The organism is Streptomyces sp. NPDC088554, assembly GCF_044752945.1.
Classification (GTDB): Bacteria; Actinomycetota; Actinomycetes; order Streptomycetales; family Streptomycetaceae; genus Streptomyces.
Genome location: NZ_JBIVMF010000024.1, coordinates 14,813 through 30,391, shown reverse-complemented (window position 1 = coordinate 30,391; position 15,579 = coordinate 14,813). Strand labels below are relative to the sequence as shown.

At 72.5% G+C, this 15,579-nt stretch carries 11 protein-coding genes; 7 read left to right on the top strand and 4 right to left on the bottom strand.

From position 1 onward, the window contains the following. Positions 1-208 precede the first annotated feature (208 nt). The 4 genes from ACIP8W_RS25115 to hutH all read left to right on the top strand — a co-directional run bounded on the left by ACIP8W_RS25115 (position 209) and on the right by hutH (position 5,243). Positions 209-1,363: an adenylate/guanylate cyclase domain-containing protein gene (locus tag ACIP8W_RS25115; protein WP_401956163.1), complete on the top strand. Its 1,155-nt coding sequence runs from the start codon at positions 209-211 to the stop codon at positions 1,361-1,363. A gap of 211 nt (positions 1,364-1,574) precedes the next feature. After that, positions 1,575-2,363: an enoyl-CoA hydratase/isomerase family protein gene (locus ACIP8W_RS25110; RefSeq protein WP_401956164.1), complete on the top strand. Its 789-nt coding sequence runs from the start codon at positions 1,575-1,577 to the stop codon at positions 2,361-2,363. Positions 2,364-2,416: 53 nt separating this feature from the next. Next, the gene (locus ACIP8W_RS25105) at positions 2,417-3,613 is read left to right on the top strand and encodes a diguanylate cyclase domain-containing protein (RefSeq protein WP_402204696.1); all 1,197 of its coding nucleotides are present in this window, start codon (positions 2,417-2,419) and stop codon (positions 3,611-3,613) included. Positions 3,614-3,701: 88 nt separating this feature from the next. Next, positions 3,702-5,243: a histidine ammonia-lyase gene (hutH, locus tag ACIP8W_RS25100; RefSeq protein WP_401956216.1), complete on the top strand. Its 1,542-nt coding sequence runs from the start codon at positions 3,702-3,704 to the stop codon at positions 5,241-5,243. 69 nt (positions 5,244-5,312) lie between these two features. Here hutH and ACIP8W_RS25095 read toward each other — a convergent pair whose 3' ends face one another. Continuing rightward, positions 5,313-5,741 carry a cell wall protein gene (locus ACIP8W_RS25095; protein ID WP_401956166.1) on the bottom strand — a complete coding sequence of 143 codons (429 nt, stop codon included), beginning with the start codon at positions 5,739-5,741 and terminating at the stop codon, positions 5,313-5,315. Positions 5,742-5,849: 108 nt separating this feature from the next. Here ACIP8W_RS25095 and ACIP8W_RS25090 point away from each other — a divergent pair, with 108 nt between their 5' ends. The 3 genes from ACIP8W_RS25090 to ACIP8W_RS25080 all read left to right on the top strand — a co-directional run bounded on the left by ACIP8W_RS25090 (position 5,850) and on the right by ACIP8W_RS25080 (position 8,964). Further along, on the top strand, positions 5,850-6,248 hold the full coding sequence (locus tag ACIP8W_RS25090) for a hypothetical protein (RefSeq protein ID WP_402149880.1): 399 nt from the start codon (positions 5,850-5,852) through the stop codon (positions 6,246-6,248). Positions 6,249-6,469: 221 nt separating this feature from the next. Beyond that, on the top strand, positions 6,470-7,738 hold the full coding sequence (locus ACIP8W_RS25085; RefSeq protein WP_401956217.1) for an Ig-like domain-containing protein: 1,269 nt from the start codon (positions 6,470-6,472) through the stop codon (positions 7,736-7,738). A gap of 248 nt (positions 7,739-7,986) precedes the next feature. Continuing rightward, a complete protein-coding gene (locus ACIP8W_RS25080) occupies positions 7,987-8,964 on the top strand; it encodes a GNAT family N-acetyltransferase (RefSeq protein ID WP_401956168.1) in 978 nt (325 codons plus the stop codon). A gap of 88 nt (positions 8,965-9,052) precedes the next feature. Here the strand turns inward: ACIP8W_RS25080 and ACIP8W_RS25075 are convergent, their stop codons facing one another. The 3 genes from ACIP8W_RS25075 to ACIP8W_RS25065 all read right to left on the bottom strand — a co-directional run bounded on the left by ACIP8W_RS25075 (position 9,053) and on the right by ACIP8W_RS25065 (position 15,523). Beyond that, positions 9,053-10,681: a hypothetical protein gene (locus tag ACIP8W_RS25075; protein WP_401956218.1), complete on the bottom strand. Its 1,629-nt coding sequence runs from the start codon at positions 10,679-10,681 to the stop codon at positions 9,053-9,055. Between the two features lie 88 nt (positions 10,682-10,769). After that, the gene (locus ACIP8W_RS25070) at positions 10,770-11,189 is read right to left on the bottom strand and encodes a nuclear transport factor 2 family protein (RefSeq protein WP_401956169.1); all 420 of its coding nucleotides are present in this window, start codon (positions 11,187-11,189) and stop codon (positions 10,770-10,772) included. Next, positions 11,189-15,523 carry a glycoside hydrolase family 38 C-terminal domain-containing protein gene (locus ACIP8W_RS25065; protein WP_401956170.1) on the bottom strand — a complete coding sequence of 1,445 codons (4,335 nt, stop codon included), beginning with the start codon at positions 15,521-15,523 and terminating at the stop codon, positions 11,189-11,191. Before ACIP8W_RS25065 ends, ACIP8W_RS25070 begins: the two co-directional genes overlap by 1 nt. Between the last annotated feature and the right edge of the window lie 56 nt (positions 15,524-15,579).

The following is a 15,579-nucleotide window of genomic DNA, read 5'->3' as shown; positions in this document are numbered from 1 at the left end:
GGCGTCGCGTTCCGCCTCCGGAGGGCGAAGCGGACGCCGAGGCGGAGCGAGGGGGCGCACCGGACCGCGTCCGCACGCCTGGTCGAAGGCCAGGGGACGGGGTCCGAACGAAGGCGATACGTGAGCCAGCGCACATCTGCCGTATCGTGGAGGCAGTCTTAGACGGATCGGGCTGGGCAGTGCGCAGGGAACGGGCAGGAGGCGGCTGGTGACGGTCGATGATTCGACGTCCGGCGAGGACGCGCCGCCACCGTCGGACACCTCCGGATACCCGACTCCGCACCATGTCGTCGACCACACGGCCGAGCCGACCGACGACCCGCTCGCCATCCGGCTGGAACAGCTGATCCTCGGTGCGGAGCGCCGCTACACCCCCTTCCAGGCGGCCCGTACCGCCGGAGTCTCGGTCGACCTCGGCTCCCGTTTCTGGCGCGCGATGGGCTTCGCCGACATCGGCCAGGCGAAGGCGCTCACCGAGGCCGACGTCCTCGCGCTGCGGCGGCTCGCCGGTCTGGTGGAGGCCGGGCTGCTGAGCGAGCCGATGGCGATCCAGGTCGCCCGCTCGACCGGCCAGACCACCGCCCGGCTGGCCGAATGGCAGATCGATTCCTTCCTGGCCGGGCTCACCGAACCGCCCGAGCCCGGGATGACCCGTACCGAAGTCACCTATCCGCTGATCCAGCTGCTGCTGCCGGAGCTGGAGGAGTTCCTCGTCTACGTCTGGCGGCGCCAGCTCGCCGCGGCGACCGGCCGCGTCGTCCAGGCCGCCGACGACGAGGAGATGGTCGACCGGCGCCTCGCCGTGGGCTTCGCCGACCTGGTCGGCTTCACCCGGCTGACCCGCAGGCTGGAGGAGGAGGAGCTGGGCGAGCTGGTCGAGGCGTTCGAGACGACCTCCGCCGACCTCGTCGCCGCACACGGCGGCCGGCTGATCAAGACCCTCGGCGACGAGGTGCTGTACGCGGCGGACGACGCCGGTACGGCCGCGGAGATCGCCCTGCGCCTGATAGAGACCATGGCGCACGACGAGACGATGCCCGCCCTGCGCGTCGGCATCGCGTTCGGCACGGTCACGACCCGGATGGGCGATGTCTTCGGTACGACGGTGAACCTGGCCAGCAGGCTCACCTCGATAGCGCCCAAGGACACGGTCCTGGTCGACGGCGCCCTCGCCGAGGAGCTGATCCGCACGGGCGAGGCCCCCGCCTCCGAGGCCCAGGCCGCCGCCGAGGCGGCGGTACGGGCCGGGAAGGAGGGCGGCACCCCGCCCTCGTACCGCTTCGGCCTCCAGCCCATGTGGCAGCGCCCGGTGCGCGGCCTCGGCGTGGTCGAACCATGGCTTCTGGGCAGGCGCACCACTTAGGGGCTGTCCGACAGATTTCGCCTGGCTCGCGACGCCTGGCCCGTACTCCCCCCCGCTCCCTCCGCCGGACTCCGTCCGGGGGTACCCCCACCGCCTTGCGATCGCCCGCACCAGACGCCGCGAGCCCTGCCCCAAGGGGGCGGACGGCGCTGTGGGCCGGACAGCCCCTAAGATCAACCCCCGGTGAACCACCGTTGACCGGGAGGGCGTCATGACCGCGTTCGGGCAGTACATCACCGTACGGAAACACGAGCACGTGGCCGAGCTGGTCCTCGACCGGCCCAAGGCGATGAACGCGGTCTCCACGGAGCTGGCCCGCGACCTGGCGGCGGCCTGTGCGGCGCTGGGCGAGGACCCCGCCGTACGGGTCACGGTGCTGACCTCCACCCATCCCCGGGCCTTCTGCGTCGGCGCGGACCTCAAGGAGCGCAACGCCCTCTCGGACGCCGAGCTGGTACGTCAGCGGCCGGTCGCCCGGGGCGCGTACACCGGCGTGCTGGAGCTGCCGATGCCGACGATCGCCGCCGTGCACGGCTTCGCGCTCGGCGGCGGCTTCGAGCTGGCGCTCGCCTGCGACCTGATCGTCGCCGACCGCACGGCGGTCGTCGGACTGCCCGAGGTGTCGGTCGGGGTGATCCCCGGCGGCGGCGGTACGCAACTGCTGCCGCGCCGGGTCGGTGCCGCGCGCGCCGCCGAGCTGGTCTTCACCGCACGCCGGGTGGAGGCTGCCGAGGCGGCCGGACTCGGCCTGGTCGATCTGCTGGTCGACGAGGGGGCCGACCGTGACGAGGCGCTGGCACTCGCCGCCCGGATCGCCGCGAACTCGCCGGTCGGCCTGCGGGCCGCGAAGCGCGCGCTGCGGCTGGGACACGGGCTCGACCTGCGGGCCGGTCTGGAGGTCGAGGACGCCGCGTGGCGGTCCGTCGCCTTCTCCGGCGACCGGGCGGAGGGCGTCGCGGCCTTCAACGAGAAGCGGAAGCCGCAGTGGCCGGGCGAGTGAACGTCTCCCGTCTCGCATGATCAAAACCTCCCAAACCGCCCTAAGCTGGGGTGATGGGAGTGGATGGGCGACTGCGCGCCATAGTGGCACTGTCGCAGGCGATGGCCGCGGCGCCTACGGCGCGCGAGTCCTGGCGGGCGGCGGCGCGGGGCGCCTGCGCGGCGCTCGGCGGGACCTTCGCGGCGCTGTCCCTGTGGGAGCGGGCTCCCGGGCGGCTCAAGGTCCTGGTGAACGCGGGGGAGCTGACCGAGGGCGAGGAGGAGTTCCCCGAGGACGAGTCCTACCCCGTCCACCAGTTCCCCGAGATCGCCGAATCCCCCTACGAGGTGCCGAACGCCTGGGTGGAGGAGGCCGGTCAGCCCGCTCATGACAGCCACCGCGTCGCGGGCCTGCGCCGGCGCGGGCGCGGCTGCTGTGTCGTCGCGCCGATCGTGCTGCACGGCCGGGCCTGGGGCGAGCTGTATGTGGCCCGCCCCCGTGGGGCGCCCCTCTTCGACGCGGACGACGCGGACTTCGCCACCGTCATCGCGTCCGTCGTCGCCGCGGGCATCGCCCAGACCGAACGCCTCGAAGCGGTCCGCCGTCTCGCCTTCACCGACCCGCTGACCGGCCTGGCGAACCGCCGCGCCGTCGACGTACGACTGGACGAGGCGATCGGGCTCCACCGGGCCGACGGGGCCGTCGTCAGCCTGGTCGTCTGCGACCTCAACGGCCTCAAGCGGGTGAACGACACCCAGGGTCATGCGGCCGGTGACCGGCTGCTGGAACGGTTCGGCTCCGTGCTCTCCGTGTGCGGCGCCAAGCTCCCCGGCGCGCTGGCGGCGCGGCTGGGCGGCGACGAGTTCTGCCTGCTCGCGGTCGGCCCGACCGCCGACGAGGTGATCGCCGTGACCGCCGAACTGTGTCTGCGGGCCGCCGGTCTCGGCGACGGGGTGGCCTGCGGGATCGCCTCGACCGGCGACCCGATCGGCGAGGTCGGCTCGGGCCGCCGGCTCTTCCGCCTGGCCGACGCGGCCCAGTACCGCGCCAAGGCCGCCCGCGCTCCCGGCCCGGTGGTCGCGGGCCGCGACGGCGCGGTCATCCCCCTGGCGGACGCCCCGGCCCCGCCGACGGGCGACAGGCGCCGCTTCCGGGACGCGGCGCCTCCGGGCCGGGGCCCGGACAGCCCGTACAGCCCGTACAGCCCGTACAGCCCGGACAGCCCGGACAGCCCGGACAGCCCGGACGGCCCGGACGGCCCGGACAAGTAGACAAGCCGCACCGCGAACAGCCGCACAGGCGAGCCGGAACCCTCTAGTGACACTCGACGATTCAGTCCGTACGCTCCTGAATATGAATATGCGTACAGTCGTGGTGGGGACGTCAGGGACGACCGCCGAGGACGTCATCGCCGTGGCCAGGGACAACGCCCGCGTGGAGCTGTCCGCCGGCGCGGTGGCCGCGCTGACGGCCGCGCGGGAGGTCGTGGAGGCGCTGGCGGCGAAGCCGGAGCCGGTGTACGGGGTGTCCACCGGCTTCGGGGCGCTCGCCAGCCGGCACATCGGGCATGACCTGCGCAAGCAGCTCCAGCGCAACATCGTGCGGTCGCACGCCGCCGGGATGGGCCCGCGCGTGGAGCGGGAGGTGGTGCGCGCGCTCATGTTCCTGCGGTTGAAGACCGTGGCGTCGGGCCACACGGGCGTACGCCCGGAGATCGCGCAGACCATGGCGGACGTACTGAACGCGGGGATCACCCCCGTGGTCCACGAGTACGGCTCGCTGGGCTGCTCCGGGGACCTCGCCCCGCTGTCGCACTGCGCGCTGACCCTCATGGGCGAGGGCGACGCGGAGGGCCCCGACGGGGTCGTGAAGCCCGCGGGCGAGCTGCTCGCGGCGTACGGCATCGAGCCGGTCGAGCTGCGCGAGAAGGAGGGGCTGGCGCTCCTCAACGGTACGGACGGCATGCTCGGCATGCTCGTGATGGCCCTGGCCGACCTGCACCGCCTCTACACCTCGGCCGACATCACCGCCGCCCTCAGCCTGGAGGCACTCCTCGGCACCGACAAGGTCCTCGCGCCCGAACTGCACGAGATCCGGCCGCACCCCGGCCAGGGCGACAGCGCCGACAACATGCTGCGGGTGCTCGCGGGCTCCGGCCTGACCGGCCACTTCCAGGAGGACGCGGCCCCGCGCGTCCAGGACGCCTACTCGGTACGGTGCGCCCCGCAGGTCGCGGGCGCGGGCCGGGACACGCTGGCGTACGCCCGTACCGTCGCCAACCGCGAGCTGGCCTCGGCCGTGGACAACCCGGTGGTGCTGGCGGACGGCCGGGTGGAATCGAACGGCAACTTCCACGGCGCCCCCGTCGCGTACGTCCTGGACTTCCTGGCGATCGTCGCCGCCGACCTCGGGTCGATCGCGGAGCGCCGTACGGACCGGCTGCTGGACAAGAACCGCTCGCACGGCCTGCCCGCCTTCCTCGCCGACGACGCGGGCGTCGACTCCGGGCTGATGATCGCGCAGTACACGCAGGCCGCCCTGGTCAGCGAGATGAAGCGGCTGGCCGCCCCGGCGTCGGTCGACTCGATCCCGTCCTCCGCGATGCAGGAGGACCACGTGTCCATGGGCTGGTCGGCGGCGCGCAAGCTCCGTACCGCCGTCGACAACCTGACGCGGATCATCGCGGTCGAGCTGTACGCGGCGACCCGCGCGATCGAGCTGCGCGCGGGCCTCACCCCGGCGCCCGCGTCCCGGGCGGCGATCGAGGCGCTGCGGGCGGCGGGCGTACAGGGACCGGGACCCGACCGCTTCCTCGCCCCGGACCTGGCGGGCGCGGACGCCTTCGTACGGGCGGGCGCCCTGGTGGCGGCGGTGGAGCCGGTCACCGGCCCGCTGGCCTAGGCCGGGAAGCACGAAGAGGGGGAGGGGCCGCCGGGCGGCTCCTCCCCCTCCACACACGTCCGCGCGGTCTCAGAGCGCGTGGACGCTTCTTCGTACGGAGTACGCGACGAACCCCGCGCCCAGAGCGAGCGAGAGCGTCCCGCCGAAGAGGTACGGCGTGGTGTTCACCGCGCCGGTATCGGCGAGGACGGGCTGTCCCTCGCCGCCGAGGACGGCCTCGGAGCCGGTGGTCCCGGAGCCGGAGTCGACCTCCGAGTCGGTGGTGACGGCCGCGCCGGACTCCGAACCGGAGTCGACCTCCGAACCGGTGGTCCCGGACGCCTCGGTGGCCCCGGGGCCTTCGTAACTGTCGAGACTGATGCTCTGTGTGGATGGCACTGACTGCTCCGGCAGCCCTGCCTGCTCGCTGGTGGCGTTCGCGGACGGAACGAACCAGAGGGCGCAGAGCAGGGTCCCCGCTGCGGTGGCTGTCAGTAGCGGCCGGCGTGCGACGGACACGTGATCGATCCCCCTTGGACAACGCCGAATTGGCTGGGTGGGCTGATGCTAGTGAAAGCAGCGGGTCGCAGGAAAGTCGCGAGGGGCGGGAGCCCTACGCTCCGTCGTATGAGCACTTCAGAGACATCACGGTATGTACGACTGCGTGTCGAATTGGTACTGGAGGTCGAGGACGCGGGACAGCTGGGCGACGAGGCCCTGGACCGCATCGGCGCCGATGAATCCCTGCCCGAGGACGAGCGGGCGCATGCCCGCGCGGCGGTACGGGACGACGCGGCGGAGGCGCTCGCCTATCTCGTGGAGCCGTCCGAGCTGGTCAAGGGGGTCCCCGGGGTCGATCTCACCCAGGCATCGTGGACCAGCGAGCTGATTGACTACGACCCCGACGCGCTGGAGTGGGACCTCGACGACGACGGGGACGACGAAGGTGACGAAGGTGACGAAGGTGACGACGATCCGTTCCCGAAGGGATCAGGCCAGGTCACAGGGGTCGCCGCCGGCGCGTAAGGGGCGCACTTGGGGTGAGGGGAGAGCGCTGGGGGTGGGGTCCGACGCGGGAGCGTGACACTCTGGGAAGCCCCGGTCCGCCGCAGCCGACGGGCCGGGGCTTCCGCGTTCCCGGCCCCCTCGCCGGGGGCGAGTGGTGTTCACCACACCTTTGGCCCAAGCGGAACTGGACGAACTGCCACGGGTGTTCTTAAAGGTTACCGGCAAGGTAAGCGGCGATGATGGAGATGCGTGTGATGACGGACAGCAAGCGGCGCAAGGGCCTTATGGCCGCGTCCGCGGTGCTCGGCGGCGTAATGGTGCTCTCGGCCTGTAGCGGCGGCGAGGGCAAGGCGAGCGCCGACAGCTCGAAGACATCGTCGTCGCAGGCGCAGGTCGACGCGGCGGCCGCCAAGCAGGTCTCCGAGGCGAAGATAGCCATCGCGCCCAAGAACGGCGCGACGAACGTCGGCATCAACAACGACGCGAAGGTCACCGTCAGCAAGGGCACGCTCACCGAGGTGACCATGACGACCGCCGACGGTACGGCGGTCAAGGGCACCCTCTCCGACGACGCCACGAGCTGGCAGCCGGACGCCCAGCTCGAACGGTCCACGGTCTACAAGATCGCCGCGACGGCGAAGGACGCCAAGGGCCTGAAGTCCGTCGAGAACACCTCCTTCACCACCGTCTCGCCCGCCAACAGCTTCATCGGGAACTTCACCCCCGAGGACGGCTCCACGGTCGGCGTCGGCATGCCGGTCTCGATCAACTTCAACAAGGCGATCACCGACAAGAAGGCCGTACAGGACGGGATCAAGGTCACCTCCAGCAGCGGCCAGGAAGTCGTCGGCCACTGGTTCAACGCGCAGCGCCTCGACCTCCGCCCCGACCAGTACTGGAAGGGCGGCTCGACCGTCACCCTCAAGCTGAACCTGGACGGGGTCGAGGGCGCCAAGGGCGTCTTCGGCGTCCAGGAGAAGACGGTCACCTTCAAGATCGGCCGTAACCAGGTCTCCACCGTCGACGCCAAGGCCAAGACGATGACCGTGACCCGTGACGGCAAGACGATCAAGACGATCCCGATCTCCGCCGGTTCCCCCGAGAACACGACCTACAACGGTCAGATGGTGATCTCCGAGAAGTTCAAGGAGACCCGGATGAACGGCGCGACGGTCGGCTTCACGGACGACGACGGCAAGGGCGAGTACGACATCAAGGATGTCCCGCACGCCATGCGCCTGTCGACCTCGGGCACCTTCATCCACGGCAACTACTGGGGCGCGAAGTCCATCTTCGGCTCCGTCAACACCAGCCACGGCTGTGTGGGCCTCTCGGACACGAAGGGCGCCAACGACCCGGACACGGCCGGTGCGTGGTTCTACACCAACTCCATGGTCGGTGACGTGGTCATCGTCAAGAACTCCGACGACAAGACCATCGCGCCCGACAACGGTCTCAACGGCTGGAACATGAACTGGGCGGACTGGAAGGCCGGTTCCGAGGCCTGAGCCCCGGTCCCGACAGGCTGAACGAAGACGGCGGCACCCGGAGGGATCCGGGTGCCGCCGTCTTTCGTCCACTGCCGAAAACCGCCCGGAGGGCTCTGGGAAGAGCACGGCCCCACCTTCATCATGGAGCACGGCCCCACCTTCATCATGGTGACCCACGACACCCGATCGCCCGCCGCGCCGTCCGGCTCTCCGGACGTTCCCGCAACCCATGGGCGTCACCACCCTCGTACACGTAGGTTCACGTCATGCTGATCACTCTGGGAAACCTGCCCTCGGACACGGAGACGGACGCCTGGCACGCGGTGGTCGTGGCGGCGCACGACCACGATCTGCCCGCTTCCGTACCGGAGCCCAGCAGGGTCGAGACCGCGGGCAAGCTGCGGGTACCGTCCGCGAGCGGGCGACAGGTCCACCTCGCGCGGGTGGCGCCGGACGGTTCGTACGAGGGCGTCGCCTCGCTCCTTCTGTTCGCCGGGGCGGACAACCGGCATACCGCCTGCCTCAGCGCGCTGGTGGTACGGCCCGACGCGCGGCGGCACGGCATAGGTGCCGAGCTCTGGACGGCGATACGCGCCGAACTCACCGCCGACGGCCGCGTGTCGGTCTCCGCGCTGCTCGAAGTCGGGGGCGCGGCGGAGGCGTTCGTGGACAGCCTCGGCTTTGTGAACGTGCTGCCGCTCAGCTGGTACGTACAGCGTGTACCGCAGGCGCTGGAGGAGGTCCCGGCCCCGGTGCTCCCGGACGGGCTGCGCTTCGTGGACTGGTCGGGGGTCGTACCGGACGCGCACGCCGACGCGTTTGCCGAGGCCCGCAACACGATGCGCGACGCCCCGGGCGGACACCTCGACGCCGTCGTCGACCGCTGGGACGCGCGGCGGGTGCGGGCCGCCGCGCGGGTCGTCGTGGACCGGGGCGGGGAGGTCCTCACCTCCGCGGTCCTCGACGGGGGCGGCGCCGTCGTCGCGTACACCGAGGTCGTCCTCGCCGACCCCACGGACACCCGCGCGGTCCAGTACGACACGGTGGTCGTCCCGGACCGCAGGGGCCACGGCCTCGGGCGCGCCGTCAAGCGCCATCTGCTGGACAGCCTGAGCGCGCTGCGTCCCTGCGTACGCGAGATCAGCACCGTCGTCGCCGACGACAACACGACGATGCTGGCGGTCAACGAGAGCCTCGGCTACCGGCGCGAGCGGCCCGCCGGGGTCTTCCAGACCAAGCTGTAGGGTCCCGGCGGCGGCGCGTCCGGACGAGTTGCTCCGAAGCGGCGCCGTCCGGCCCCTCCTCGCAGGCGGGACTTCGGAAATGACTCGGCTAGCGCTTCTTCGCCGGGCAGGCGCTGTCGAGGGCCAGCCGGTACGCCGAGCCCAGCCGGTACTCCCCGGGCGCCGTCACCGTCAGCCGCGTCCAGTCGCCCGCGCGCTCCACGCAGGCGCCCGGCGCCCGCAGCCACGGCGAGTACGCGACCCGGACCGTCACGGATCCCGCCTCGGGTATCCGTACGACCAGCTCGGCGCCGTCGCTCCGGACGACCGTCGCGGGCGACGGCACCAGCGGCACGGCGTCCCGGACGCGGTAGACCGTCCACCAGTCGTCCGCCCACACCCGCTCCAGCGCGTCGGGGCCGCTCCTGACGAGGGCGGCCTCGGCCTCGGCGGGGCCGTCGGGCCTGCCGTGCGGCAGGACGACCAGACCCACGGCCCAGCGGTCCAGCCAGGCGCGGTACGCGTCGGGGGAGAGTGTTTCGGTGCCGCCGGGATCGGCGTAGAAGAGCCGCCCGCGCTCGACGTCCAGCTGCCGGTTCCAGCCGCGCGCCATGCTGATGTACGGGGCGAGGACATCCGCCTCGCGGTGGTTGCGCGCGGGGACCACCTCGACCCGCGTACGCTCCGCGCCCAGCCGGTCCAGCGCGGCGAGCACGCCCCCGGTGTGCGACGCCCAGGCGGGCACGGTGGTGGACACGACGAGGTCGTCCTCCGTCTTGTCCACCAGCCAGTACATGTTGACGGCGAGGACCCCGGCGAGGACCCCGGCGGCGGGCCGCCTCCAGCCGGCCGCTCTCTCGCCGATCCGTGTCAGCAACGCGGCCAGCAGCACCGGCGGCCCCGCCAGCCCCGCCAGCCGCTCCACGTTCGTCCCGATCGGCGACGCCACCAGGAACGTCAGCACCACCCCGAGCGCGTACACCCCCGCGCCGTACCGCACCACGCGCCACGCGCGCGGCGCGGCGACGCACAGGGCGGCACAGGCCACCAGCGGCATCGACAGCTTGCCGGGGGCCATCGGCTGCTCGCCCTCGAACGGGAACAGCAGCGTCACGGCCCCGACCGCCACCATCGGCGGTACGACCAGGGCCGCCCCGAGCCGCCACCGCCGGTCCAGCGCGTACGCCGCGCCCGCCACGACGAGGAACAGCCCGGCCACCGGGCTGACCAGCGCCGTCAGCGCCGCCCCCAGCACCACGACCACCGGCCGCCCCACCCACCACAGGGTCCACAGCGCGACCGCCACGCCCAGCGCGAACGTCGTCCGCCCCGACGCCACGTTGCACCAGAGGGCCACCGCCCCGAGCAGCGCCGGCGCCGCCGCCCGGTCCACCCGGGCCCGCACGAACAGCGCCGCCATCGCCCAGGTCCCGGCGAGCCCCGCCAGCACCGTCACCGTCCTGACCCCGACGACCGCCATCAACGGCGGGGCCAGCACGCTGTAGTTGGCGGTGTGCGTCCCCCCGTACCAGGAGAGGTTGTACGCGGACCCGGGATGGCGCGCCGCGAACCCGGCCCAGGCGAACTGCGCCGCCAGATCCCCACCGCCCGTCGCGAGCAGCGCCGCCCACACCGCGTACAGCGGCAGCACGGCGACGGTCACCACCAACGGGACCCGCCACAGGGCCCCCCGCCCCCGACCGGTCTCCCCGGCCGGCTCGGCCGCCGTACGCGTCATCACCTCACCGATCCACACCCGGCCAGCCTAGGGCGTGGGTACGACACTGCCCGCGCGGATGCGGTGGGTGTACCGCCTCGGCCTCCGGTCAGGTGCCGTCCGTGGCCGACCGCCATGAGGCGCCGGTCTCGCGTTCGAACACCGGACGGACGTCGACGGTGTCGTACACGATCCGCAGCGTGGCGATCCGGCCGTCCTCGGCGAGCTCCGCCAGGTCCACCACATCGAACGGGGCGGCGGCGCCCGATGGCAGGCGCCAGTCGAAGTGGAACCAGAACGAGATCAGTGCGACTCCCCGCTTGCTGCGGCCTTCCATCACGCCGAGCAAGGTCAGATGCGCGCGGCTGGTGTCGGCGAAAAGCTCGGGGTAGAACTCCGTGGCGGGCCTGGGGCCGTACAGCGGTGAGTGAACCATGGCGCCGGGCGCGAACAGTTCCAGCACGGCTTCGGTGTCCGCCCGCTCCAGCCCCGCCAGATAAGCCGACACAAGTTCAGCAGCAGTCATCATCACTCGCTTGAATTATCGGGGACGCTGTCGGCCATCGTATGCGAGGTTTGTGGTGAATCAAGGGGGATGACGTTTGAGTACGAAACCCGCCCGAACGCCCCCACCTTGGCCAGCACCCACCACGCGCCGTCCGGGCCGTCGGAACCGTCGGAGGCGGATACGACGGCGTAGTCCAGAGTCGCCGTGGCCCCGGCGGCTACGGCGAAGCCCTGTACGCGAGGGGTGAGGGCGAGCGCGTCGCCGGGGGCGCCCCAGGTGCCGTACGGGCTGATGAGGTGGGCCTCGCCGCGGACCTCGCTGCGGGCGGGGTTGGTGAGGTGGAGGGTGAGGCGGTCGGGGGCCGGGCGGGTCAGGCGTATGTCCAGGTCGGAGGGGGCGGGCGGGCCGACGACGACGGGGAGCGCGTCCTCCAGGAGCTGGCCGTGCTGGTCGTGGATCCGGGCCGCGAGGAAGTACGTACCAGGGGCGGTGCCGGGCTCTTCCACGGCCTCCTCTTCAAAGAGGCTGACATCGAACTCGGCGTAGTCGCCGGGCGCGAGGTCGTACTCCAGCGGCGGATGGGGCCGGACGCGCAGCCCGGCGGGGACGTCCAGTTCGACGGTCCCGCGCGCGGGCCGGGCGGAGACCGAGACCGTGACGCGGAACGCGCGAGGGGTGGCGCGAGGGGTGGGCAGTTCCGTCAGCCGGATGTTGACGGGGAGGGCGCCCAGAGGCGCGGGGCCCGTGTTGTGCAGCCAGTAGCGGGTGAAGACCGGCTGCACGGGTTCGTGGACCGGCGGGTGCGGCTCGGCCGGCGCTTCGGGGCGGTGTACGGGCAGGGCCGCGACGGTCGCGATGTCGGCGGCGCCCAGGGGGATGCGTACCGTACCGTCCGGTCCCTGTGCCAGGGCGTTCGGTGACGGCGTGGCCGAGTGCTCCAGGAGATCGGTGCGCTCGGGCGCGGTGAGGCCGCCGTACAGCCGAAGTTCGGCGGTGACGGGACGGCCCGCCGTCTCGTACAGCCGGACCGTGACACCGTCGCGCGCGGGCGTGGTGTCGCCGGGGAGGCCCGAGGCCAGCGGGTTTCCGCGCGGCTTGAGCGCGGAGAGCGCGACCGTGGACGGGGTGACGCCGACGAGCGACACCCGGGGCGGCAGCGGGCCGTCACCGGGGGTGGTGGCGTGGGCGAGCAGCGGGTGGTTGGCCTCGTGCCCGGCGTGTACGAAACCGGCGGCGCGCCAGTCGCCGGGGCCCGCCGCGAGGCTGAAGCGGAAGTCGTGGCTCCAGTGCTGGAGCGCGAAACCGCTGCCGTCCGGCGCGGTACGCCTCGGGCCGTCCAGCCATACGCCGCCCGGCCAGTCGGTGCAGGAGCGCATGAGGGTGAGGTGGAGGGTGCCGTCGGTGGTGGCGACGGAGCTGGGGGTGCCGTGGTTGACGAGGGCGACGGAGTAGTCGCAGGCGGGCTCGGCGGTGGTGAGCCCTGGTGTGGGGCCTTCCGGAGCCGCGGGGCAGGCCGGCAGCGTTACGTCGACGACGCCGTCCGCCAGGTCGTCCGCCAGGCCCGCGCTCCCGTGGACGATCAGGACCGGCAGATCGCGTACCCCGCGCAGATCGGCGTGGGGTCGCCACACCGCGTGGCGGGTGCGTTCCGCGGGTATGAAGACGCGCCCCTCCGTGGCGAGAACTCGCCGGAATACGGGGTCGGAGGCCGCCAGGACGCTTTCCGCGAAGGAATTGTCAGTGCCCACTGCCACTCTGATGTCGGGAAGGTTCGAGTCCGCGTCGAGCGAGCCGTAGCGCGGGCTGTCCGGGTGTGTGCTGGTCGCGGTCACACCCTGGGCGACGAGTCGGGCGAGAAGGGGGCGTACGTCATGGTCGGCAGGGGCGATCACTTCGGCGATGCCGAAGGCGTGGTGGAGCGTGGTGCCATCGGCGCCGTGCAGCGCGATCCGGGCGGTCGTGGAGAGCCCGGCCCAGGTGTGCGCGGGGTTGTCCAGGGTCCACATATGCTCGGCCGCGTCGGAGTCCGGGAAGCCGAACGGCCGCCCGATGGCGGCGAATCCGACCTCCGAGACGGGGAGCGCGCCGGGCAGGTCGAGAGCGAAGCGGACGCGCAGCAGCCGGTCCTCGCCGATCGAGCCGTCCAGCCGGGTGTGGAAGTCGACGCGGTCGGCGCCGTACAGCAGCGTGGCGGTCTGGGTGATCCGCAGCCCGTCGAGGCGGACCTCGGAGACCAGCCGCTGGCCGAGGGGCGAGCGCTCGACGCGTACGGAGCCGGGCGTGTCGCCCGTGCGGTGCGTGGCGGGCCCCTTCGGGAGCAGATGCCAGGGGCCCTCTCCCCATACGGGGTGGGTGGTGTGCTCGTCCTGCAGGGTGAGTTCGGCGCCGAGGCCCTCGGGGCGCAGCAGTTCGCGGCCGTCGCGCAGATCGGTGACGCGGACGAGTGCGCCGCCCCGGGCGGGGTCGGCCTCGATGCGGAAGCGTTCGTTGGCGGCGGAGGAACCGGGTGCGGGCGTCCAGCGCCCCGTCTCCGCCTCCGTTCCGGCGGTCAGCCGGTAGAGGCGGTGGCCCAGGGAGGGCACGTCCCGGGCGAGGAAGCTGACGGTTCCGCAGCCGGAGACGGAGGGGACGGGCGTGCCGTGGTCGTCGCGTACGACAAAGGCGTTGCCGTCGGTGCCGGTGCCGGCACCGGCATCTGCCGGGCCGGCTGCGGGGACCTCCACCGTGACCAGGCCGTCGCGGTCCCAGGACAGCGTGTTGGCGACGAGCACGGGCAGGCCCTCGCCGCGCGTGTCGGTGTGGTCCGCGAGCGCGGCGAGGGCCGTGGCGCGCACCTGGTCGCCCAGTTCGTACGCCTCGCGCCAGCCGCCCACCAGATCCAGGTACACCTGGTCGGACTCGGTCCCGGTGATGGCGTCGTGGTGTGCTCCGTAGCTGAGCTGGCGCCACGCCTTGTCCAGGGCGGTGGCCGGGTAGGGCGTGCCGAGGAGGGCGGCGAGGGTGGCGAGCCGCTCGCCGTCGAGGACGGCGGTTTCGGCGGCGCGCTGGGCCTGCTTGGTGTCGATGTAGGAGACGTCCTTGCCGGTGAAGACCGGGTTCATGTCGCGGGTCTGCGGGGTGATCAGCCGCCCGGCCCGGCCCGGCGCCGCTTCCGACTCCCTGCGTACGGCGGCGAAGAACTCCCGGGGCAGTCCCATGGAGAAGCGCGGCCAGACGTACCGCTCGGCCCAGGCGCGGTGGATCTCCGTGCACCAGCGGGACGGCACGTTGTGGTCGTGCCCGACCGGCAGCAGCACATTGCGGGTCGCCGCGACCTTCTTCAACGTGGCGAACTGGTCGTACGCCGCCCGCATCGCCGCGTCCAGCGAGTCCGTGCGGTGGATGGCCCAGCCCGCCGTGTAGTGCCCGGCCATGTAGTGGGTCAGCACACCGCGTCCGCTGGGCGAGATCCACTCGAACTCGGAGGGGAACTGCATGCGTTCGATGTCCTTGGTGTGCCCGACGGGCCCCGAGTTGTGGAAGGGGCCGCGCGCCCAGGCGCTGGAGTCGAGTCCCGCGTCCGCGAGCAGCCCGGGGTAGGCGGGGTCGTGGCCGAAGACATCGAGCTGCCAGCCGGAGCGGGGGTCGCCGCCCAGGACGTCGCGCTGGTAGCCGACGCCCTGGACGGTGTTGCGAATGGTCGACTCGGGGTGGGTGAGGTTGGTGTTGGGCTCGTTGTAGCTGCCGCCGACGAGCTCGATCCGGTCGTCGCGCAGGAAGCGGCGCAGATCGGCGCGGTCGCGCGGGAAGGCGTCCCAGTGGGGCTTGAGGTAGTCGATCTCCGCGAGCACGAAGCGGTAGTCCTCGTCGTGCCTGGCCGCGTCGAGGTGGGCGCGGACGAGGTCGAAGGCGCTGCGGACGTGCGGCGGCCGGAGCCGGTCCACCCAGGGCAGGTCGGGCAGTTCGTGGCGGACCTCGGTGAAGCCGGCCTGGGTGTTCCACCACACCGGGTCGTAGTGGAAGTGCGAGATCATCCACATCGTCCAGCCGGTCGCCGAGGCGACCACGGTCCCCTCGGCGACGGCCCGCTCCCCGCCGGGGCCCTCCGCCACGGCGGTGACCCGGTGGACCGAGCCCTCGCTCGCGGGCGCGGCGATCACCACACCGACCTCGACGACCCGCTCCTCGTCCGCGCCGGGGGCGGGGACGGGTACGGTCACCGGCTCCGGGGTGCGGACGGTCGGCCCTTCCACGCGCAGCCGCACCGGACCGGGACCGTCACCGGGCCCGGTCCGCACGGTGACCCGCACGACCTGGCGGGGCGAGGCTGCGGTGCCGGTGAACAGGTCGGTCGACCGGACGTCGCGGATGCGCATGGAAGGTGGCGCCTTTCGTCGATCGTGGTGCTCGTACTGCTGCTTGTACGGCTCGT

Coding starts and splice junctions, on each gene's coding strand:
- ACIP8W_RS25110 (WP_401956164.1), top strand. CDS start 1,575: ATGACCGCGTTCGGGCAGTACATCACCGTACGGAAACACGAGCACGTG.
- ACIP8W_RS25105 (WP_402204696.1), top strand. CDS start 2,417: ATGGGAGTGGATGGGCGACTGCGCGCCATAGTGGCACTGTCGCAGGCG.
- hutH (WP_401956216.1), top strand. CDS start 3,702: ATGCGTACAGTCGTGGTGGGGACGTCAGGGACGACCGCCGAGGACGTC.
- ACIP8W_RS25090 (WP_402149880.1), top strand. CDS start 5,850: ATGAGCACTTCAGAGACATCACGGTATGTACGACTGCGTGTCGAATTG.
- ACIP8W_RS25085 (WP_401956217.1), top strand. CDS start 6,470: ATGGAGATGCGTGTGATGACGGACAGCAAGCGGCGCAAGGGCCTTATG.
- ACIP8W_RS25080 (WP_401956168.1), top strand. CDS start 7,987: ATGCTGATCACTCTGGGAAACCTGCCCTCGGACACGGAGACGGACGCC.
- ACIP8W_RS25075 (WP_401956218.1), bottom strand. CDS start 10,681: ATGACGCGTACGGCGGCCGAGCCGGCCGGGGAGACCGGTCGGGGGCGG.
- ACIP8W_RS25070 (WP_401956169.1), bottom strand. CDS start 11,189: ATGATGACTGCTGCTGAACTTGTGTCGGCTTATCTGGCGGGGCTGGAG.
- ACIP8W_RS25065 (WP_401956170.1), bottom strand. CDS start 15,523: ATGCGCATCCGCGACGTCCGGTCGACCGACCTGTTCACCGGCACCGCA.